The organism is Lentzea alba, from assembly GCF_011067745.1.
GTDB lineage: Bacteria > Actinomycetota > Actinomycetes > Mycobacteriales > Pseudonocardiaceae > Lentzea > Lentzea alba.
The window spans coordinates 90168-110612 of the sequence record NZ_JAAMPJ010000013.1; the positions used below are offsets into that span (position 1 = coordinate 90168).

At 69.8% G+C, this 20445-nt stretch carries 20 protein-coding genes; 12 read left to right on the forward strand and 8 right to left on the reverse strand.

The genetic code is table 11. The annotated features are described in order from the left end of the window. Positions 1-12: 12 nt before the first annotated feature. Positions 13-1611: a ribosomal protection-like ABC-F family protein gene (abc-f, locus tag G7043_RS37015; RefSeq protein ID WP_166053346.1), complete on the reverse strand. Its 1599-nt coding sequence runs from the start codon at positions 1609-1611 to the stop codon at positions 13-15. Between the two features lie 215 nt (positions 1612-1826). Here abc-f and G7043_RS37020 point away from each other — a divergent pair, with 215 nt between their 5' ends. Next, positions 1827-2762, forward strand: coding sequence for a patatin-like phospholipase family protein (locus G7043_RS37020; protein WP_166053347.1), 936 nt, complete (start codon positions 1827-1829; stop codon positions 2760-2762). 3 nt (positions 2763-2765) lie between these two features. After that, entirely contained in the window at positions 2766-4238 is a 1473-nt protein-coding gene (locus tag G7043_RS37025; RefSeq protein WP_166053348.1) for an amidase, read from the forward strand. Positions 4239-4540: 302 nt separating this feature from the next. Here G7043_RS37025 and G7043_RS37030 read toward each other — a convergent pair whose 3' ends face one another. Beyond that, entirely contained in the window at positions 4541-5755 is a 1215-nt protein-coding gene (locus G7043_RS37030) for an MFS transporter (protein ID WP_166053349.1), read from the reverse strand. A gap of 120 nt (positions 5756-5875) precedes the next feature. Between G7043_RS37030 and G7043_RS37035 the strand changes: the two genes are divergently transcribed. Then, positions 5876-6529, forward strand: a complete 654-nt coding sequence (locus tag G7043_RS37035; protein ID WP_166053350.1) for a winged helix-turn-helix transcriptional regulator — start codon at positions 5876-5878, stop codon at positions 6527-6529. Here G7043_RS37035 and G7043_RS37040 read toward each other — a convergent pair. Then, positions 6507-6644 carry a hypothetical protein gene (locus G7043_RS37040; RefSeq protein ID WP_166053351.1) on the reverse strand — a complete coding sequence of 46 codons (138 nt, stop codon included), beginning with the start codon at positions 6642-6644 and terminating at the stop codon, positions 6507-6509. The two genes, G7043_RS37035 and G7043_RS37040, sit on opposite strands and share 23 nt — an antisense overlap. A gap of 164 nt (positions 6645-6808) precedes the next feature. Here G7043_RS37040 and G7043_RS37045 point away from each other — a divergent pair, with 164 nt between their 5' ends. The 6 genes from G7043_RS37045 to G7043_RS37070 are packed head-to-tail and all read left to right on the forward strand — an operon-like array spanning position 6809 to position 10561. Further along, a complete protein-coding gene (locus tag G7043_RS37045) occupies positions 6809-7774 on the forward strand; it encodes a HAMP domain-containing sensor histidine kinase (protein WP_313888256.1) in 966 nt (321 codons plus the stop codon). Continuing rightward, positions 7771-8418, forward strand: coding sequence for a response regulator (locus G7043_RS37050; RefSeq protein WP_166053352.1), 648 nt, complete (start codon positions 7771-7773; stop codon positions 8416-8418). Before G7043_RS37045 ends, G7043_RS37050 begins: the two co-directional genes overlap by 4 nt. Before the next feature lie 9 nt (positions 8419-8427). Beyond that, positions 8428-8901, forward strand: a complete 474-nt coding sequence (locus G7043_RS37055) for a cation:proton antiporter regulatory subunit (protein ID WP_166053353.1) — start codon at positions 8428-8430, stop codon at positions 8899-8901. A 5-nt stretch (positions 8902-8906) separates the two neighbouring features. Beyond that, positions 8907-10082 (forward strand): cation:proton antiporter, encoded by a 1176-nt coding sequence (locus G7043_RS37060; RefSeq protein ID WP_166053354.1) that lies wholly within the window; start codon positions 8907-8909, stop codon positions 10080-10082. Then, positions 10079-10381: a hypothetical protein gene (locus tag G7043_RS37065; RefSeq protein WP_166053355.1), complete on the forward strand. Its 303-nt coding sequence runs from the start codon at positions 10079-10081 to the stop codon at positions 10379-10381. The genes G7043_RS37060 and G7043_RS37065 overlap by 4 nt, the downstream gene beginning before the upstream one ends. Before the next feature lie 15 nt (positions 10382-10396). Continuing rightward, positions 10397-10561, forward strand: a complete 165-nt coding sequence (locus G7043_RS37070) for a hypothetical protein (RefSeq protein WP_166053356.1) — start codon at positions 10397-10399, stop codon at positions 10559-10561. On the opposite strand, the gene G7043_RS37075 is transcribed toward G7043_RS37070, so the two are convergent. Genes G7043_RS37075 through G7043_RS37085 form a run of 3 tightly spaced genes read right to left on the reverse strand, consistent with a single transcriptional unit; the run spans position 10543 to position 14545 of the window. After that, on the reverse strand, positions 10543-11874 hold the full coding sequence (locus G7043_RS37075) for a carboxyl transferase domain-containing protein (protein ID WP_166053357.1): 1332 nt from the start codon (positions 11872-11874) through the stop codon (positions 10543-10545). The genes G7043_RS37070 and G7043_RS37075 overlap by 19 nt on opposite strands. Continuing rightward, positions 11858-13261: an acyl-CoA synthetase gene (locus G7043_RS37080; protein WP_166053358.1), complete on the reverse strand. Its 1404-nt coding sequence runs from the start codon at positions 13259-13261 to the stop codon at positions 11858-11860. The genes G7043_RS37075 and G7043_RS37080 overlap by 17 nt, the downstream gene beginning before the upstream one ends. Positions 13262-13264: 3 nt before the next feature. After that, positions 13265-14545, reverse strand: a complete 1281-nt coding sequence (locus tag G7043_RS37085) for an SLC13 family permease (RefSeq protein WP_166053359.1) — start codon at positions 14543-14545, stop codon at positions 13265-13267. Positions 14546-14680: 135 nt separating this feature from the next. Here G7043_RS37085 and G7043_RS37090 point away from each other — a divergent pair, with 135 nt between their 5' ends. Continuing rightward, a complete protein-coding gene (locus tag G7043_RS37090; protein WP_166053360.1) occupies positions 14681-15382 on the forward strand; it encodes a FadR/GntR family transcriptional regulator in 702 nt (233 codons plus the stop codon). On the opposite strand, the gene G7043_RS37095 is transcribed toward G7043_RS37090, so the two are convergent. Both G7043_RS37095 and G7043_RS37100 read right to left on the reverse strand, forming a co-directional pair. Then, positions 15360-18338 (reverse strand): TIM-barrel domain-containing protein, encoded by a 2979-nt coding sequence (locus tag G7043_RS37095; RefSeq protein WP_166053361.1) that lies wholly within the window; start codon positions 18336-18338, stop codon positions 15360-15362. The genes G7043_RS37090 and G7043_RS37095 overlap by 23 nt on opposite strands. Before the next feature lie 84 nt (positions 18339-18422). Then, on the reverse strand, positions 18423-19040 hold the full coding sequence (locus G7043_RS37100) for a dihydrofolate reductase family protein (protein WP_166053362.1): 618 nt from the start codon (positions 19038-19040) through the stop codon (positions 18423-18425). Positions 19041-19114: 74 nt separating this feature from the next. Here G7043_RS37100 and G7043_RS37105 point away from each other — a divergent pair, with 74 nt between their 5' ends. Both G7043_RS37105 and G7043_RS37110 read left to right on the forward strand, forming a co-directional pair. Beyond that, positions 19115-19978 (forward strand): LysR family transcriptional regulator, encoded by an 864-nt coding sequence (locus G7043_RS37105; RefSeq protein WP_166053363.1) that lies wholly within the window; start codon positions 19115-19117, stop codon positions 19976-19978. Positions 19979-19983: 5 nt separating this feature from the next. Continuing rightward, the gene (locus G7043_RS37110; RefSeq protein WP_166053364.1) at positions 19984-20403 is read left to right on the forward strand and encodes an effector-associated domain 2-containing protein; all 420 of its coding nucleotides are present in this window, start codon (positions 19984-19986) and stop codon (positions 20401-20403) included. The last annotated feature ends 42 nt before the right edge of the window (positions 20404-20445 follow it).

Sequence of the window (20445 nt, forward strand, 5' to 3'; positions counted from 1 at the left end):
CCGTCCACCGACTTACCGCGCGGACTCCACCAGCTTGCCGCCGTCCAGTCGCAGCCAGCGGTCGATCTTCACCTCGCTGAGGAACCGTTCGTCGTGGCTGACGACGACGAACGCGCCCCGGTACGCGTTCAGCGCGCTCTCCAACTGCGCAGCGCTGACCAGGTCGAGGTTGTTCGTGGGTTCGTCGAGCAACAGCAGCTGCGGCGCGGGTTCGGCGAACAGGATGCACGCCAGCGTGGCCCGCAAACGCTCGCCACCGGACAGCACGCCGACCGGCAGATGGGCCCGCGCGCCGCGGAAGAGGAAGCGCGCCAACAGGTTCATCCGGTCCGCGGGAGGCAGCGCCGGGGCGGACGCAGCCAGGTTCTCCGCCACCGTGCGGGCGTCGTCGAGCAGGTCCAGCCGTTGCGACAGGTACGCGACCCGTCCGTCGGCGCGTTTCACCTCACCGCTGTCGGGCGTCAACGAGCCGTGGATGACGCGCAGCAGCGTCGACTTGCCGGCGCCGTTCGGAGCGGCCAGCGCGATCCGTTCCGGACCGCGGATCGACAGATCCAGCCCGCTGAACAGATCCCGCACCCGCACCCCTGAGCCGTCGAACAGGGTGCGGCCGGCGGGCACGGCGGTCTGCGGCAGTTCGAGGCTGATCTTCTGGTCGTCCTTCAACGCGCGTTCGGCCTGGTCGAGCCGGGTCTTCGCGGCACTGAGCCGGGCCGCGTGCGTGCCGTCGGCCTTGGCGGCGGACACCTCCGCGTTGCGTTTCATGGTGCCCGCGAAGATCTTCGGCAGACCGGCGCTGGACAGGTTGCGCTGCGCGTTCGACGCACGGCGCGCGGCCCGTTCGCGGGCCTGCTGCATCTCCCGCTTCTCGCGCTTGACCTCCTGCTCGGCGCTGCGGATGTTCTTCTCCGCCACCTCGCGCTCGGCCTCCACGGCCTCCTCGTACTCGGTGAAGTTGCCGCCGTAGAACCGGATCTCGCCGCCGTCGAGCTCCGCGACGCGGTCCATCCGATCGAGCAACGCCCGGTCGTGGCTCACCACGAGCAGACAGCCGCGCCAGTCGTCGAGCACGGCATAAAGCCGGTGGCGGGCTTCCAGGTCGAGGTTGTTGGTGGGCTCGTCGAGCAGCAACACGTCCGGCTGCTTCAGCAACTGCGCCGCGAGCCCGAGCGAGACGATCTGACCGCCGCTGAGCGTGCCGAGCCGCCGGTCGAGCGCGAGCTCGCCGAGACCGAGCCGGTCGAGCTGGGCGCGGGTGCGTTCCTCGACGTCCCAGTCGTTGCCGATGGTGGTGAAGTGCTCCTCGCCGACGTCACCGGACTCGACGGCCCTGATGGCGCTCAGCACCGCAGCCACCCCGAGCACCTCGGCCACCGTCAGTTCGGCGGTCAGCGGCAGGTCCTGCGGGAGATAACCGAGCACGCCGTCGGCGGACACGCTGCCGGCGGCGGGTCGCAGTTCTCCCGCGACGAGCTTGAGCAGCGTCGACTTCCCGGCGCCGTTGGGGGCGACGAGACCGGTGCGGCCGTCCGGGACCGTGGCGGACAGACCGTCGAAGACGAGGGTGTTGTCCGGCCACGCGAAGGACAGGTTCGACAGAACGATGGACATGGGTGAGACCTCGGGATGTGCTGCGCGCGATGAGACCGCGCGAGTGGAAATGGGGACGACGAAACGGCCACCGGGTTCGATGGCCTGTCACATCCAGGGCTCACCCTGAGATGTCGTCTTCACCCACCAGCACGTCGAGCTCCTCGTTCGATGATCTCTCCGGTGTCCACGTTAGCAGCTGCTCCGCCGCGAGGGCGCCGACATAACCTGGGTCGGTGACCGAAGCCGTTCTCCAGTTGCTGCGTGACCGCAAGCAGCACGACAGCAAGCCGGGCCAGCGCACCGACGACGCACGTCTGGTGCTGCTGATCGAAGGCGGAAGCTCGCGCGGTGCCTACTCGAGCGGCATGACCGTCGCGATCGAACGACTCGGGCTGCTGCCGATGTTCGACGCGGTCTACGGCAGCTCGGCCGGGTCGCTGAACGCGGCCTGGCTGTTGTGCGGCCGCGCGGACAGCAGCAAGCACGCGTGGTGGGACCCGGCCGTCATGCGCACCACCATCAACCCGATGCGCGCGTTCCGCCGGCAACCCGTCGTGGACACCCGGCACCTCATCCACACCATCTACACCCAGGTCGTGCCGATGGGCTTCCAGGACATCCTGGACAGCCCGGTCGAGTTCCACCCGATCGCCACCGACGCCCTCACCGGCGACTCCGCCGACCTGCACGGGCTGATCCACGACGTGCCGAGCCTGCAGGCCGCGCTGCGGGCGTCCACCGCGATGCCGTTCCTCACCGGACCACCGGTGCTGATCGACGGCCGCCCGTACGTCGACGCCGGGATGAGCGAGATGGTCCCGGTTCGGTCGGCGCTGGCCCAGAAGGCCACGCATCTCGTCGTCCTGCGCACGGTGCGGACCGACGAGATCCCCATGTCGCCGTCGCGCAGTGAACGGATGGTGCTGTCGCGCTGGCTGGCCCGGCACGCACCGGGTGTCGTGGAGGCGTGGTTGCGCCGCAAGGAAGGCAGGATCGAGGAGGAGGAACTGCTGGCGGCCCATCCGGCGTGCCTGCAGATCCGCCCGCCGCTGGGGAGCCTGCAGGTCGGTCGTACCGAACGGCGCCCGGACGTGCTGCGCAGCGTCGTCGACACCGGCATCCGGGCGGGGAAGAACGAGCTCGGGGCGGCAGTCGGCGCGTTACCGTAGCGCGTGGACTTCGACGAGTACCGGAAGTACGACGCCACCGGGCTGGCGCGACTCGTGGCGGACAAGCAGGTGTCCGCGGCTGAACTCCTGGCAGCGGCGAGGGAACGCGCCGAGGCGGTGAACCCGCGGCTCAACGCGATCGTCCGCGACGTCCCCGCCGAAGGGTCGGACGACCTCACCGGACCGTTCGCCGGGGTGCCGTTCCTGATCAAGGACCTCGGCCAGGACTACGCGGGACTGCCGACCTCCAACGGGTCGCGGTCGCTGCGGTCGTACCGGGTCGCCGAGCACTCGACCGTCGTCCAGCGCTGGATCGACGCGGGCCTGGTGATCTTCGGCAAGACGAACCTGCCGGAGTTCGGCGCGAAGGCGATCAGCGAGTCGACCGTGTGGGGTCCCGCGCGCAACCCGTGGGATCTGGAACGGACTCCCGGTGGTTCCTCTGGCGGGTCGGCCGCGGCGGTCGCGGCCGGGATCGTGCCTTGTGCCGGGGCGAACGACGGTGGCGGCTCGACCCGGATTCCGGCAGCGTGCTGCGGACTCGTCGGGCTCAAGCCGGGGCGAGGGCTCACCCCGTTCGGCCCGGAGACCGCCGAGATGATGCACGGCGCGGCGGTGCAGGGCGTGGTGTCCCGGACCGTGCGCGACACGGCCGCGATGCTCGACGTCATCTGCGGCGGCGAGCCGTCGGGGCCGTACACGCCGGGCATGCCGTCGGCGTCGTTCGCGTCGTGCGTCGGCGAGGCGCCGGGCAAGCTGCGGATCGGTGTCCGGGTGCCGTCGGCGATCAACCCGAAGCCGCACGCCGAGGCGTACGCGGCGGTGGAGTCCGCGGTACGGGTGCTGACCGAGCTGGGTCACGAGGTCGAGGAACTGCCCGAAGCGCCGTTCGACGACGCCGCGCTGGCCAAGGACTTCCTGCTCACCTGGTTCGTGAACCTCGCGTGGAAGGTCGCCGACGCCAAGCGGCTGACCGGCGCGCCGGACGTCGCGTTCGAACGGGACACGCTGCTCATGGCCGCACTGGGCCGGGCCACGAGCAGCGTCGACTACGTGGACGCGGTGCAGCGCAGGCACGAGCACACCCGCCGGCTGAGCACGTACTTCGAGTCGTACGACCTGCTGCTCACGCCGTCGCTCGCGACCCCGCCGCCCAAGGTCGGCGCGTTCGACCTGCCGGTGTCGCTGCAGCGCGCGACCGACGTGCTGCTCAGGACCGGCACGGCGAAGTTCCTGCGGCACACCAAACTCGTCGACGACATGATCTCCGACAACCTCGGCTGGGTGCCCTACACGCAACTCGCGAACATCACCGGCCGGCCCGCGATCTCGGTGCCGCTGCACTGGACCGCGGACGGACTGCCGCTCGGCGTCCAGTTCGTGGCGCCGCTCGCCGGGGAGTCGTTGCTGATCCGGCTGGCCGCCCAGCTGGAAGAGGCACTGCCGTGGGCCGACCGGGAACCGGTCATGAACTGAGCACCTGGCCAGAACTCTTGTCCGAAACCTAGGGTCTCGTTGGTGCCAAGTGGCGTCTGCAAGCACCACCAACTCTTGATCGAATCGCCGTGGACTACACCCAACCCGTCCGTGACCCGTCGAAGCGTCGCCGTGCCCTGCGTCCAGAACAGGCATGTTGGTAGTAGAAGAGTGCCTGTTGATGTTGGGTTGGTGGTACTTGCAGACGCCATCAGGACCCGGCGCAGGTTCGCCGGGCGAGTAACGGACACAACTTCTGGCGGCCTGTTCAGAGGAACCGCAGCCGCTCCGCGCCGACCGGATCAGCTCCGGTCGAGCCGGGCGGCGACCACCCCGACCAGCGTCACGATCGCGGTCACGACACCGAAACCGGCCGCCGCGGCCGCCGCGCCGACGACACCGACGAACAGCCCCGCGATGATGGCCGAACTGCCCATGGCGAGGTAGCCGACGAAGAAGATCGCGGTGAACAGCCCCGCGCGTTCGTGCGGCGCGACCTCCGGCACGAGCCCTCGGGTGGTGCCGGCGAACGAGAGGCCGATCCCGCCCCCGCCGATGATCGCGGCGGCCCAGAGCAGCGTCAGCGACGTGGCGCCGATGCTGCCGACGAACAGGACCGCGCCGACGATCATCGCGCTCGTCCCGGTGCTCCGCAGGCGTGGCGGGCGCACCTGGCTGGTGAGCGCCGAACCGGCGGTGGCGGTGCCGAGCGCGACCGCCGCGAGCAGCGAACCGAGGATCGGGCTGCGCACCTCGAACACCGCCACCAGCAGGGCCGGCACCAGTCCCATGAACAGCGTCATCGTCATGAACCCGCCGACGATGCCCGGCACGGCCGTCCAGTACAGCCCGCGCACCCGCACCGGCAGTGAGATCCGTGGGTTCAACGAGGCCAGCGCGCCCGGCTTGCGCGTCGCGGTCTCCGGCGTGAACAGCGCGAACACCGTCAGCGCCGCGATCAGCACGGCGAGCACGAGCCAGACCGCGAAGGGCGCGTCGGTGGCGAACTCGGCCAGCACACCCGCGAAGAGCGCGCCGATCGCCAGCCCCGCGAGCGGCGCCATGCTGGTCATCTGGGCACCGAGCTTCTTGAACCGCTCCGGCGCGAGCTCGACGACGGCCGCGCTGAGCGAACTCGACGCCGCGCCCGTGGCGACGCCCTGCACGACCCGCGCGGCGATGACCCAGCCGATCGAGGGCGCAGCCAGGAACATCAGCATCGCCACCAGATCGAGCGCGAGCGCGCCGATGATCATCGGCTTCCGTCCGATGTGGTCGGACAGCGATCCGATCACGACGATCGAGACCAGCAGCGAGAACGCGTAGACGCCGAACGCGAGCGTAAGCACCCATGGCGGGAATCCCCACTGGTGCTGGTAGATCGGCAGCAACGGGGTCGGCGCTCCGGCCGCCACCAGGATCGCGACCATCGCCGTCGAGATGCCCGCGAAGCCGACACCGCGTGACAGGAACGGCCGCCGCACGGCCGTGTTCGTGCGTTCGAGCAGCGCGGTCATCGCACTTCCTTCACGTTCGGGGGTGAGGGCAACGACGGTAAACATGCTCACTTCATTTTTGCAAGCGTGCTTCTGGTTACGATGCTGGCTACGCATCTGCAAGCTTGCTACGCTGAGTGCGTGAAGCGACGTGACTTCGGTCAGTACTGCGGTCTCGCCCGAGCGCTGGAGCTCGTGGGCGAGCGGTGGGCGTTGCTGATCGTGCGCAACCTCGTCGTGCGGCCGCGTCGCTACACGGAGCTGCAGACCGGTCTGGCCGGGATCCCGACGAACGTGCTGGCCACCAGGCTCAAGGAACTCGAACAGGCCGGCATCGTGGAGCGTCAGGTGGCCCCGGCGCCGCAGCGCGGTGTCGTCTACGCGTTGACCGCGGCCGGCCGCGGTCTGGAACCGGCCCTGCTCGCCCTCGCCCGCTGGGGCTCGACCCAGCTCGGGGAGCCGCAACCGGGCGACGTCATCTCGCCGGAAGGGCTGGTGCTGAGCCTGCGGGCCAGGTTCCAGCCGGACCAGGCGGCCGCGTTGTCGGCGTCCTGGGAGATCCACGTCCGCGACGTCGTGATGCACGCCGTGATCACCGACGGCGAGCTGACGACCGGGCTCGGTGCCGCGCCGGTCAAGCCCGACCTGACCATCACCGCCCGCTTCGCCGACGACGAGCTGGCGTCCTACCGCGGGATCATGAGCGCGGTCCGGGACGGGCTGGTGGACCTGAGCGGCCGCAAGCAGCTGCTCGACACCTTCCTGCGGGTGTTCACCGTTCCACGGGCTGCCTGAGCGCGATCGAGCCGGACAGCAGCAGACCCGCGGCGACCAGCAGGGCGTGCGGCGTGAGCAGGCCGGTGATCGCCAGTGCCAGCGCGATGACGTGGATTGGCCATTGGCGTTCCATGCGTCCAACGATCCGTCAGTGACGCACGCCTGACGATCCGTCGTCCCACTCAACGTGAGTGTTGCCACCCCTCAACCCCTGACCAGCGCGCCCCGCCCGGCCGGCCGAACATGGGTGTTGCCACGGATGGACACGTGGCGCCCTCGCCCGTCAGCCTCGCAGGCGTGGCGGGAAGTGATCACGGAGAGGCGGCGCGCGTGTCGTTGTTCGGGCGGATCTTCCTGCTCAACGCCCTGGTGCTGGTGGCAGCGGCCGCCCTGCTGGTGTTCGGTCCGGTGACCGTGTCGACCCCGGCGCTGCTGGGGGAGGTACTGGTGCTCGCGGCCGGGCTGGTCGTGATGCTGATCGCGAACGCCGTGCTGATCCGCGTGGGGCTCGCGCCGCTGGGGCGGCTCACCCGCGCGATGACGACCATCGACCTGCTCAAGCCGGGGCCGCGGCTGACCGCGAAGGGGCACGGGGAGATCGCCGAGCTGATCACCACGTTCAACAGCATGATCGACCGCCTGGAGGCCGAGCGCGGCTACAGCGCGGCGCGGGCCCTGTCGGCGCAGGAGGCCGAACGGCGGCGGGTGGCGCAGGAACTGCACGACGAGGTCGGGCAGTCGTTGACGGCGGTGCTGCTGGGGCTCAAGCGGGTCGCGGACCAGTCGTCCGGGCCGATGCGTGAGGAACTGGTGCAGGCGCAGGAGACCACGCGCAGCACGTTGGACGAGATCCGCCGGATCGCGCGCCGGTTGCGGCCGGGTGTGCTCGAGGAACTGGGACTGGTCAGCGCTCTCAAAGCTTTGACGACCGAGATCTCGGCCGGCCTGACGGTTCAGCAGTCGTTCGACAAGCACCTGCCGTCGCTCGACGCCGAGACCGAACTGGTCGTCTACCGCGTCGCCCAGGAAGGTCTCACCAACACCGTCCGGCACGCGGCCGCGGACCGCGTCCACCTCAGCCTGCGGGCTCGGCCGTCCGGAGTGGAGCTGCGACTTCGTGACAACGGCCGGGGGCTCGGGGACAACGCCGAGGGCGCGGGGATCAGGGGCATGCGGGAGCGCGCGCTGCTGGTCGGCGCCGAGCTGAAGGTCGGCCCGGCTCCGGGTGGCGGCACCGAGGTCCGGTTGGTCGTGAGCGCATGACCGTGCGGATCCTGCTGGCCGACGACCACGCGCTGGTTCGCCGTGGCGTGCGGCTGATCCTCGACAACGAGCCGGACCTCACCGTCGTCGCGGAGGCCGGCGACGGTACCGAGGCGATCAACCTCGCCAGGAGCGAACAACCCGACCTGGCCATCCTCGACATCGCGATGCCGCGGCTGACCGGGTTGCAGGCCGCGCGCGAGCTGTCGCGGCTGCTGCCCGACCTGCGGATCCTGATCCTCACGATGTACGACAACGAGCAGTACTTCTTCGAGGCGTTGAAGTCCGGCGCTTCGGGGTACGTGCTCAAGTCCGTCGCCGACCGCGATCTCGTCGAGGCGTGCCGGGCGGCGATGCGCGGCGAGCCGTTCCTCTACCCCGGCGCGGTGAACTCGCTGATCCGCGACTACCTGAGCCGGGCGCGGGCGGGCGCCGGCATTCCGTCCCGCGCGATCACCGACCGCGAGGAGGAGATCCTCAAGCTGGTCGCGGAGGGCCACTCCTCCAAGGAGATCGCGGACCTGCTCGTGATCAGCGTCAAGACCGTCGAGCGGCACCGAGCCAACCTGCTGCAGAAACTCGGGCTCAAGGACCGCCTCGAACTCACCCGGTACGCGATCCGCGCCGGGCTCATCGAACCCTAGGAACCTCGCGTGAACGTCGAAGTGACGCCCCTGCCCGGCATAGGGGTCAGGCAGGACTTCTCCATCCGCTCCGGCCGCCGGATCGGCGTGATCTCCTACCGCGACGGGAAGTTCGAGCTCATCCTGTCCAAACAGGACGACCCGGACGCCACGGCCGCGTCGATCCCGCTCGGCCCGGAGGAAGCCGGGACGCTGGCCGGGCTGCTCGGCGCCCCGCAGCTGGTGACGCAACTCGCCAGGCAGCACCGCGACATCACCGGGATCACGACCCGCCAGCTGCCGGTCACCGCGTTCGCGAGCCGCACGCTCGGCGACACCGCGCTGCGCACCCGCACCGGCGCGTCCATCGTCGCGGTCGTGCGTGCGGGCAACGCGCATCCGTCGCCTGGTCCCGACTTCGTGTTCGAGAATGGCGACCTCGCGGTCGTCGTCGGCACCGCGGACGGACTCGATGCCGCCGCGGACATCCTGACGGGCGGCTGAGGCACGTGCACGACACCACGATCGCGCTGATCCAACTGGGTGCGGTCTTCTTCGGACTGGGCCTGCTCGGCCGCCTCGCCTGGAGATTCGGCATCTCGCCCATCCCGCTCTACCTCGTCGGCGGCCTCGCGTTCGGCTCCGGCGGGCTCATCCCGCTGCACGGCATCGAGGAGTTCGCCCACCTCGCCAGCGAGATCGGCGTGGTGCTGCTGCTGTTGTTGCTGGGCCTCGAATACTCGGCGTCCGAGCTCACCACGGGGTTGAAGAAGTCGTGGATGGCCGGCGTGCTCGACATCGTGCTCAACGCCGCCCCTGGCGCGATCGTCGCGTTGTTGCTCGGCTGGGGTCCGGTCGGCGCTTTGGCGATGGCCGGCGTCACCTACATCTCGTCGTCCGGGATCATCGCGAAGGTTCTCGGCGACCTGGGACGGCTGGGCAACCGCGAGACGCCGGTGATCCTCTCGGTGCTGGTGTTCGAAGACCTAGCGATGGCCGTGTACCTGCCGGTGCTGACGGCGGTGCTCGCGGGTGTCAGCTTCCTCGGCGGGCTCACGTCCGTCGGCATCTCGTTGCTCGCGATCACCGTGGTCCTGGTGGTGGCGTTGAAGTACGGACGGGTCATCTCGGCTGTGGTGGACAGTCCCGACCACGAGGTGTTCCTGCTGAAGTTGCTGGGTTCCGCGCTGCTCGTCGCCGGCATCGCCTCGGAGCTGCAGGTGTCCGCCGCCGTCGGCGCGTTCCTGCTGGGCATCGCGATCTCCGGTTCCACCGCCGAGAACGCCACCCGGCTGCTGGAGCCGTTGCGCGACCTGTTCGCGGCGATGTTCTTCGTGGTCTTCGGCCTCAACACCGACCCGCGCACGATCCCGCCGGTGCTGTTGATGGCGGTGATGCTGGCCCTGGTCACGACGCTGACGAAGGTGGCGACCGGCTGGTGGGCCGCGCGCCGGCAGGGCATCGGGCCGATGGGCCGCGCTCGTACCGGCGCCGCGCTGGTCGCGCGGGGCGAGTTCTCCATCGTGATCGCCGGGCTCGCGGTCGCGTCCGGTCATGTGAGCCAGCAACTGGCCGCCTTGGCGACGGCGTACGTGTTGCTGATGGCGATCATCGGCCCGATCGCCGCGCGGTACGTCGAACCGGTCGGCGAGTTCTTCCTGCGCAGGCGGGCAGCGGCGCGGTGAGGTGGCCGGCGCTGCTGCTGGCCCTGCTGCTGGCGTTCGTCGGCACGAGCACCCGGCACGACGCGGCCGACCAGCAGGGATCGGGGCTCAACGCACCGGTCTCCGTCGTGCACGTGGCCTCGACCGCGTCGCCGGACGCCTGTTGGGCACTGCTTTCCGCTTGCGGAGGTCCGCGCCCGCCACAGGTTCAGACGGCCTCCTGGGTGCGCGGTGCTGTTCACGCCGACGCGACTTCTTCAGCTCAGTGGTCGAGCCGGGCGCCGCCTTCGTGGCGGGCTCCCGACTCCGTGTACCCCTGACCTGAGGACTTGAGAATGTCGATTGTCGTAATGGTGTTGCTGGCCGCGTCCGTCATCACCGGTGTCGGTGCGATCGGCGCGATGGTGCTGAAGAAGGAACCGTTCTACGGCGTGGTCGGACTCGTCACCATCTGCGTGCCGAGCTCGTTGCTGGCCTTCGCCTACATCGCCGTCGCCTGACCGGCCTGGTCGAGCTCGGCGATGCCTCGTGCGATGCCGAGCTCGACCAGGTCCTGCGGCCGCAACCGCAGCTGGTCCGCCGTCTCCTTCGTCCGCGCCTGCTCACGCTTCAGGATCGCCGCCGCCAGCTCGGGCGAGATCACCGCGAAGTAGCTGTCCGGCGTCACCCACATCCGATCCGGCGCGGCGAACGCCAGTGCGCCACCGGACCCGCCCTCCCCGATCAGCAGGGTCGTGATCGGCACCCGTGCGGCGGCGATCGCGGTGAACATGTCCGCGATGGCCGCCCCGGCACCCGCCTTCTCGGCGGTCGCGTCGTTGGCCGCGCCCGGTGTGTCCACCAGCGTCAGCACCGGAATGCCGAGCCGGTCCGCGAGGGTCACGAGGCGCGCCGCCGTGCGGAACCCGGCGGGTCGCGTGGCCGTGCCGCACTGTGCGGCATAGGCGATCGTCACGCCGTCACGGTGCCCGAACCCGCACAACACCCCGGGATCGACGCCGCCCGCGCGGTCCCCGTTGATCGGTTCGTGCCAGTCGAAGCAGGCGGCGAGGTAGTCCCTCGCGCGCGGACGGCTCGGCGCACGGGCGCGCAACACCGCGTCCCAACCGGTCTCCGGCAGTGTCGACGCGCCCATCGCTTTCGGCACGGGCGCTTCAGCCGCCGGTGTGGTCAGCAGCTTCAGCCACCGTTCCAACCGGTCGCGCAACTCGTCCGGTGGCACCAGCTGGTCGACCAGGCCGGCCGCGAACTGGTGCGTGACCGAGTAACCGGGCGGCCGCACCCGTGACCCGGCGAACCCGACCTGGGCGCCACTGAGCCCCAGCACGACGTCCGCGCCCGCGCCGAGCGTGGCCCAGCCGCCGCCGGTCGTGGGGTCGCGCAGCACCGCGACGTGAGGCAGGCCGGCCTCGCGGGTCAGCGCGATCTGTCCCGCGATGCGTTGCAGCTGCAGGAGAGCGAGGGTGCCCTCCTGCATGCGGCTGCCGCCGGTCGCGATCAGGGACACCACCGGCACGCGCCGCTCGCGGGCATGGGTGAACGCCTGCTCGATGCGGGCGCCGGTGCGGGTTCCCAGGGAACCGCCCAGGAAACCGAACTCGAACGCCACGACCACCGCCGTGACGCCGCCGATGTCCGCGACGCCGCAGACGACCGACTCGCGCTCGCCGGTGCGTTCGGTCGCTTGTGCCACGGCGAGGTCGTATCCGGGCCACCCGAGAGGATCGGACGGCCCGAGATCGTCCGGTAGCTCCACGAACCCCGACGCCACCAGCTCGATCACCGCGCGGGCCGGCTCACGTCCCGAGGGCACGTTTCATCACCTTGCCCATGTCGTTGCGCGGCAGCGACTCCACGAACCGCACCACCCGAGGCCGCTTGTGCGGGGTGAGCAGCCGGGCGACGTGGTCGACCAGTTCCTGAGCGGGCACCTCACGCGCCGGCACCACCCAGGCGATGATCCGTTCGCCCAGGTCGTCGTCAGGCTCGCCGGTCACCGCGACCTCGGCCACGGCCGGGTGCTCCAGCAGGGCGTTCTCGATCTCGCCGGCGCCGATCTTGTAGCCGCCGCTCTTGATGATGTCCGTCGCCTTGCGCCCGACGATGCGGTAGTAGCCGTCCGGGTCGCGGGTGCCGACGTCGCCGGTGCGGAACCAGCCGTCCGCGAACGCCTCCGCGGTGGCGTCGGGGCGGTTCAGGTACTCGGTGAACAGGTTCGGGCCGCGCACCTGGATCTCGCCGACCGCACCGGGTTCGTCCAGCACGCCGCCGTGGTCGTCGACCAGTCGTACCTCGACGCCGGGCAACGGCACACCGACCGCGCCGGGCCGGCGTTCGGCGTCCGCGCGCACGCTGGTGTTCATCAGGGTCTCGGTCATGCCGTACCGCTCGACCACGCGCTGCCCGGTGGCCGCGGCGATCCGTTCGTGGTCGCGCACGGGCAACGCCGCCGAACCCGACACGAGCAGCCGAGCCTTGCCCAGAGCCGCGCTGAGACCGGTGTTCGAGCCGACCTCCTCCGCGATGCGGTGGTACATCGTCGGCACGCCGAACATCATCGTGGCGTCACCGTCCAGGGCACGCGCGAGTTCAGTGGTCGAGAACTTGCCCAGGTGCCACAGGGTTCCGCCGCGTCGCAACGGGCCGAGCACGCCGAGGATCAGCCCGTGGACGTGGAACAACGGCAACGCGTGCACCAGCACGTCGTCGGAGGTCCACTGCCAGGCCTCCGCCACCGCGTCCAAAGTGGACACCAGGGCCCGGCGCGGCAGCACGACTCCCTTGGGCGAACCGGTGGTGCCCGAGGTGTAGACGATCAGCGCGGGAGCCTCGTCGTCAGGCCCGACGAACGGTTCGAACGTGCCACCGTCGAGCGTGACATCCCGTCGGGGCACCGAGTCCAGACCCGTGGGCAGAGAAGCACCGGGAGCCGCGAGCACCTGAGCCGGCGCGCTGTCCGCCACGATGTGCGCGAGTTCGCGTTCGCCGACCTTGGGGTTGAGCGGGACGGCGGGCACCCCGGCCAGCAGCGCGGCGACCACGGCGACGCACGTCTCGATGGTCGGTGTCGCCCAGATCGCGACCCTGGGCAGCCCGGACAGTTGCCCCGCCAGGGCTCCCGCACAGGAGCCGAGCTCGGCGTGGGTCAGCACGCGGTCGCCGAAGCGGAGTGCGACGCGGTCGGAGGACAGAGCGAACATGAGTCACCAGATTCCGGGGACGACGAGGGCGAGCCAGACCAGCGGCGGCGCTGCCGCGACCATGATCCCGCCGTAGACCATGAGCTGCTTGAAGAACTTGTCGCGGTCGACGTCCTGCGCACCGGCCAGCACCAGCGCGCCGTTGGTGGAGAACGGACTCACGTCGACCACGGTCGCCGACACCGCGAGGGCCGCGATCAGCCCGACCGCGCTGACGTCACCGCGCAACAGGAACGGCACGGCGAGCGGGATGAGCGCGCCCATGATGCCGACCGACGAGGCGAACGCGGACACGATCGCGCCGATGTAGCAGATCAGCAGCGCGGCGAGCAGCGGCGCGCCGACGCCCGCGACCGAGTCGCCCGCCCACTTGATCGTGCCCATCGTCTGCAGCACGGCGACGTAGGTGAGGATGCCGCAGATCAGCAGCACGGTCGGCCAGGTGATCTGGGTGATCGCCTGCTTGCTCGTCTCCGGCCACACCACGCTCAGCAGCACCGCCACGGTGATCGCGGCGAGGCCGACGTCGAGGTCGAACACCAGCGCGGCCACCACCAACGCGACCAGACCGACCAGCGTGGCGATGCGCGGCGCCGTCAGCGTGACCCGTTCCGATGCGGCTTCTTCCTCGGCTGCGTCGCCACCGCCGCCCGAGTGCACCAGGACCTGGACCGGCTGCTGTGCCAGCTTCATCCCGCCCAGCACCACGAACACCACGGCGGCGATCAGCAGGTTCACCACCAGACTGGCCAGGAACAGCACGATCTCGTTGCCCGGCAAGCCTTCCTTGGCCACGATGCCGTTGACGATCGTGCCGTAGATGCTGATGGGGGAGAACCCGCCCGCCTGCGCGCCGTGCACGACCATCACGCCCATCAGCAGCGGGCTGATCCTGTACTTGGCGGCGAACCCCATCGCGATCGGCGCCACGATGGCGACCGCGGCCGGGCTCACCGCACCGATCGCCGTCAGCACACCGGTGATCGCGAACATCACCCACGGCATCAACGCGATCCGCCCGCCCACCAGCCGGATCGCCATGTGCACCAACCAGTCCGTGGTGCCGTTGGCGCGCGCGATGGCGAACAGGAACGTCACGCCGACCAGCACGACGAACAACGAGCCGGGGAAGCCTTTGAAGATGTCGTCGGTCTTCATGTCCGCGACCAGCGTGCCGACCCCGAAGGCCGCGGCGAACGCGAGCGCACCCATGTTGATCGACCTGGTCGTGGCGATCACGAACACCACGACCAGCACGAGTATCGAGATCAGTTCGGCGGACATCAGGGGCTCCCGTCGTTGGGGCTGTCCTAGAGGCTGACACAGTGGCCAAGTGGCTGAGCCACTTTCCGCCCTCTGTCCACCAGCTGTCAATAGGTGGCCTAGTGGCTGAGCCACTTGACCGGTTATCCTGGGCAGATGTCCGAGGCACTGCGGCCGATGGTGAAGTCCCGCCTGTACGAGCAGGTGCTCGAACGCTTGCGCGCGTACGTGACCGAAGCCGGTCTGAAGGCGGGCGACAAGCTGCCCGCCGAACGCGACCTGGCCGCGAGCCTCGGCGTGAGCCGCGCGTCGGTGAAGCAGGCGATCGTCGTCCTGGAGGTCCAGGGCCTAGTCGAGGCCCGGCACGGCGGCGGCACCTACCTCGTCCGCGACACCCTCGACGTCGAACCGGTCGAGCAGCTCGTCGAACGCCGCAAGCGCCTCCCCGAGGTGCTGGAGGCCCGCGAGGCACTCGAGACCAAGCTCGCCGAGCTCGCCGCCGAACGCCGCACCGACGCCGAGCTCGAGGACATCCGGCAGGCTCTGGACTTCATGCGCGACGAGATCGCCGAGGGCGCCAACGGCGTGGAAGGCGACCGTCGCTTCCACGCCGCTGTCACCGCCGCCGCGCACAGCTCACTGCTCGCCGACTTCATGAAGACCATCGCCGGCCAGATCACCGAGAGCCGTACCGAGTCACTGCGCCAGCCGGGCCGCCCGTCCCGTTCGCTGGCGCAGCACACGGCGATCTGCGAGGCCATCGCGGCGGGCGACCCGAAGAAGGCCGCCGCCGCCATGCGCAAGCACGTCCGCACCGTCGCGAAGGTGCGCCTGCTCACCTGGGTGCCCGAAGACTGATCACCGCCCGCCCGTTCGCCCGCACGACGTGGCTGGACCCGTCCGCCTTGTGCACGACGAACGTCCAGTCCCGTGCGCTGGAAGACCGCACGAGAGCGATGTCGCCGCGTTGGACGATTCGGGTGCGCCGGCCGTCTTCGTACAGCGTGAACTCACCCTTCGCACCAGCGGTCACGTGCACGGTCAACGGCCCAGCGGGGTTCTGGACGTCGTTGTCGACGTTCTCGGAACGCTCGACCACCATCCCGCCCGCCCGCAGGAACACCGGCATGGTGTCCAGCCCCGCGCTGACGGTCGCCCAGGTGTTGCCCTGGTAGACCTGCCCGGTGAAGTAGTCGGTCCACTGACCGGGCGGGAACCACACCCGCGTCGACCCGACGTCACCGGGCGTGGTGATCGGCGCGACCAGCACGTCCGGCCCGAGCAGGAACTGACTGTCCACAGTGGAGTACGCCTCCGGGCTGGACGGGTACTCCAGGTACGCCGGCCGCACCACTGGCACACCGGTGCGGTTCGCCTGCTCCGCCAACGTGTAGATGTACGGCACCAGACGTTCACGCAGGTTCAGGAACTTCGTCGCCGAGGCCTGCGCGGCCGGCCCGTACTGCCACGGCAACCGGTCGCCGTGGTTGCTGTGCAGGCGCGTGATCGGCTGGAACGCACCGAGCTGCACCCAGCGCGCGTACAGGTCGTCCGGCAGTTTGGTGGTGTAGCGGACCTGTCCGTTGTCGAGGTAGGTCTCCGATCCGCGAATACCGGTGGTGTCGTTGTGACCGCCGATGTCGTGGCTGATCGCGGACATCCCGGTCGCCACGCCCTCCGCCGAGGTGTACCCGATGGTCCCCTTCATCGCGCCCCACGTCGACGAGGTGTCGCCGGTGAAGTGCAGCGTGGTGCGCTTCTCCGCCCACGGCCCAGTCGGCAGCGGCCCGGAACCGCTGTAACCACCGGCCTGCAGCGAGCCGAACCCGCGTGAGAACGCGAACGCGCCCATCTTCGCGTACTGCGCGTTGATCCACGTGTCCGGCGTGACCCCGCGCAGCGACGAACCCGAGCCGTCGCAACACCAGTCGAGCCACCAGAAGTCGGTGGGCATCTTCTGGTGCAGCTCCACGTACGCGCGCAGCTGGTCCGGGTCTGCCCAGTCGAACACGTAGCAGTCGGCGCAGGATCCCTTGGCCAGCTTGCCCTTCGCGGTCGCCTGCGCCTGCGCGAAGTCCGGGTCGGTGCCCTGGATGCTCGGGTGGATGTTCAGCGTGCTGTGCATGCCCTCGCGGTGCACCCAGTCCAGGAACCCCTGCGGGTCGGGGAACTTCGACTGGTCCATCCGCCAGCCGTTCCACGTGTTGTGCGCCTTGAAGTCGGTGTCGACCACCAGAACGTCCAGCGGCACACCGTGCTGCCGGAACGCGGGCAGGATCCGGTCGCGGTAGTCGGCGGCCGTCCGGTCGATGTACTCCGAGTACCAGACGCCGTAAGCCCAGCGCGGCAACAACTTCGGCCCGCCGGTCAGCGTGGCGAGGTCACCGAGCGCGGCCTTGTGGTCCTGGCCGTAGCCGAACACGTAGCCGTCCTGGTACGGCTGCGCACCACGATCCGGCCGCGGTGTGCCGTTGGCGTAGGCGGAACCCGTGTCGTCCAGCAGGTACCAGCCGTCGCGGTACATCAGCCCGGGAGTGAGCCGGGGATCGCCGCTGTTGCCGGTGTAGCCGTCCAACGAGCGCCGGTAGCCGCCGAGTGGCAGGTGCTGCACCGGGTTGTTGATCCCGATCGTGTCGAGGTTGACGTGGCAGCCGGTGGCCGGACACGTGACGTCCAGCGAGGAAGTGCCCGCGGGCAACGAGAGCTGCGCGGTCGTGGTGGCCCACGTCGCCCAGTTCGCCGTCACCGGCACCGTGATCGGCTGTCCGTTGATCAGGACGGTCCGCGGCTCGTGCTTGCCGTCACCGCCGACCCCGTTGGCATAGCGCAGTACCACCGGATAGGTGCCTGCCGCCGGAACCCCGCTCACGGGCTGGCGCAACCGCGTGCCGCCCACCAGTTCGGCGACGAACCCGGTCCCGGCGAACCCGGCGTGCTCGTCGGCGATCTTGCCCGGACCGGTGAGTGCGCCGTTCTCGGCCTCGCAGCTGGTGCCGAACCGGCAGTCGTCGACGGCCCGGTCAGCGGGATACGGCTGGCCAGACGTGAGCAGGGTGAGGCTGTCAACGTTGACATTGCCCGAATCGGCGGCGCGCCGGGTCAGCGAGACGCGGTGCTCACCGGCGGACAGGTCAACCTCGGCCTCGACCTGCTTCCAGTCGTTCCAGTCCGCGGTGGCGGGCAACGTGAGCTGCCTCGGCGCCTGCCCGTCGACGCTGAGCCCGAGGGTGCGGTTCTCGTGCTTGCCGTCGCCGCCGCGCCCGTTCGCGTACTTCACGACAACCCGGTGCCTGCCCGCACTGGTCGCGCGCACCGTCGCCGTGATCCCGTTGTTGGGGTAGGAGAACCCGGCGACGAATCCCGCACCGGTGTACCCGGGATGGTCGGCCGCGACGAGCAGGGCCTCCCGGTGCTGATCTTCGGCCTCGCACAGCTGCCCGGTCGCACAGACCACCCGCCGCCACGGGGACGCGGTCGTGCCGGCCGTCCGGAGTTCGAGGTTGTCCGCCCGGAACGGCCCTGATCCGACGCGGTAGCGCAAGGTCAGCGCCGAGGTGGTGATGACCAGCCAGCCGTTCTCGACTCTGGAGCGGTAGGGCGTGCGAGCAAAGCCGTGGCGATTTACAACGTTGTAAGTGGACGCGTTCTCGAAGACTCGGTCCCCGGCGAACTCACTTCGCACGAGGGTGGGGGAGAGGATCTGGAACCTGGCCTGCCCGGACACGACCGTGTTGCTCGGTTGAGCGGTCGCGGGGGCGGGCAGAACCAGGCCGAACAGAGCCAAAAGTGGGATGATCGTCGTGCGTTTCCGCATCCGTGCTCCTCGTCTGACGCCGTCGGCTTCCGAGGTGTTCAGGGACGTGAACACCTCTCACCTTGGCCCGGCGATGTGGAGCGATCAAGACGCCGTTCGGCGCACCACGCGATAGGTCACGTGCGTGAAAGCGTTGCCCGCACGCGACTCGACCTGTTCCAGCTTCAGCCCGGGAACGCCGTCGAACAGCCGTGTGCCGGCGCCGAGCGTGATCGGCACGATCCGCAGCCGCAGCTCGTCGATCAGCCCCGCCGCGAGGTACTGGTTGATGGTGGAAGCCCCGCCGTGGATGGAGATGTTGCCGTCACCGGCCGCTTCCCGCGCCCGTTCGAACGCGGCCTGGATGCCGTCGGTGACGAAGTGGAACGTCGTGCCGCCCTCCATCGGCTGCGGATCGCGCGGGTGGTGGGTCAGCACGAAGACGGGCCCGTGGTACGGCGGGTTGTCGCCCCACCACCCGTTCCACGGCCGGTCCCAGTCACCGCGCACCGGTCCGAACATGTTGCGCCCCATGATGAACGCCTTGGTCCGGGAGAGCGTGTCCATCTGGCGCCGGAACTCCGCGGGGTCCTCCATCCACGCGTGGAGCTCGCTGCCCCAGCCGTCACCGCCGTCGTCACCGAACGGCCGGTCCTCGGTCTGGTCCAGCCCGGCCGCGTAGCCGTCGAGCGAGATCGAGAGATCGCAGGTCACCTTGGTCATGCGACCAGCATGGAACGGCCGCCGTATGACGTCCAATGCCAACATCGGCCCGAACACATTGATAACCTTGATGTGTGCTCAACCTCGTGCACCTGAAGGTCCTGGCGGCGGTCGCCCGGCACGGCTCGGTGACCGAGGCGGCGAAGCAGCTGCACTACTCGCAGCCGTCGGTGAGCCATCACCTGGCGAGACTGGAAGCCGCCACGGGCGTCAAGCTCGTGCAACGCGTCGGCCGCGGCATCCGCCTGACACCAGAAGGTCTGCTGCTCGCCAACCGCGCCGCCGAGATCGTCGGCAGGGTCGACGCCGCGACCACCGAGCTCGCCGCCCAGGTGGGCCTGCAGGCGGGCCGGGTCCGGTTGGCGGCCAACGCGTCCACGCTGAGCACGATCGTGCCCCGAGCGGCCGTCGCGCTGTCCGCGAAGCACCCCGGGCTCGAACTGAGCCTGTTCGAGGAGCACCCGGCCGAGTCGCTGGAGATGTTGCGGCACGGTGAGATCGACGTCGCCCTGGTCTTCCGGCACGCCGGCGACCCCGCGGAGGACGGCTTCCGGTTCGTCCACATCGGTGACGACTCGATCAACCTGGTCAGCCGGCAACCCGGCGACAGCCTCGCGAACCACCGCGACTCGGCGTGGATCGGCGGGTGCGCCCGGTGCCAGGAGGAACTGGACGCGGTGTGCCGGCGCGCCGGTTTCACGCCCCGCGTCGTCTCGCACAGCGACGAGATCGTTGTGGTGCAAGCACTTGTCGCCGCGGGAGTGGGCGTCGCGCTCCTGCCGGGCTTCGCGTTGCAGGCGCACCGCAGGCCTGACGTTCACGTCACCGACACCGGGTTCCGGCGTGAGATCCACATCGCGACCTACGGCGAACCGCCCGACCCGCCGGGTGTCGCGGCGGTGATGGCCGCGCTCACCGAGGCGACTGTGCCAGCCTGATGCACATGACGGACGAACCGGCTCAGTCCACCAACGCGATGTCCGGTGAGGTGCACGGTCACCTGGTGCAGGCGGGCGCCATCCACGGCGACGTCCACCTCCACTCGCCGCCGCCGCCGCTGCCGACGACCGGCGACCTGGTGACGGATCTGGTCGACGCCCTGCTGTCGGTTCCGTCGATCCGCGACGAGCCGAGCCGTCGCACGGTGTTGTCCCGGATGCGCCAGGAGATCGCCGATGCCGTGCCGCATCACCAGCGCGCCCGCCTGCACGTGTTCGAACTGGTGGCCACCTGCCGGAACTTCGAAGGCGGTCTCGACGACCTCCTCCGCGTTCTGCGGGAATTGGAAGGCGATTCGATTCCGCTCCGCCATTCGGTTGACGCGGTCCGGCGACTGACGGAGGAACGTCCCGAATCTAGGTAACGTACGGCGTTCTTGAAGCGTTGCAGTGACACCGACCTCGAA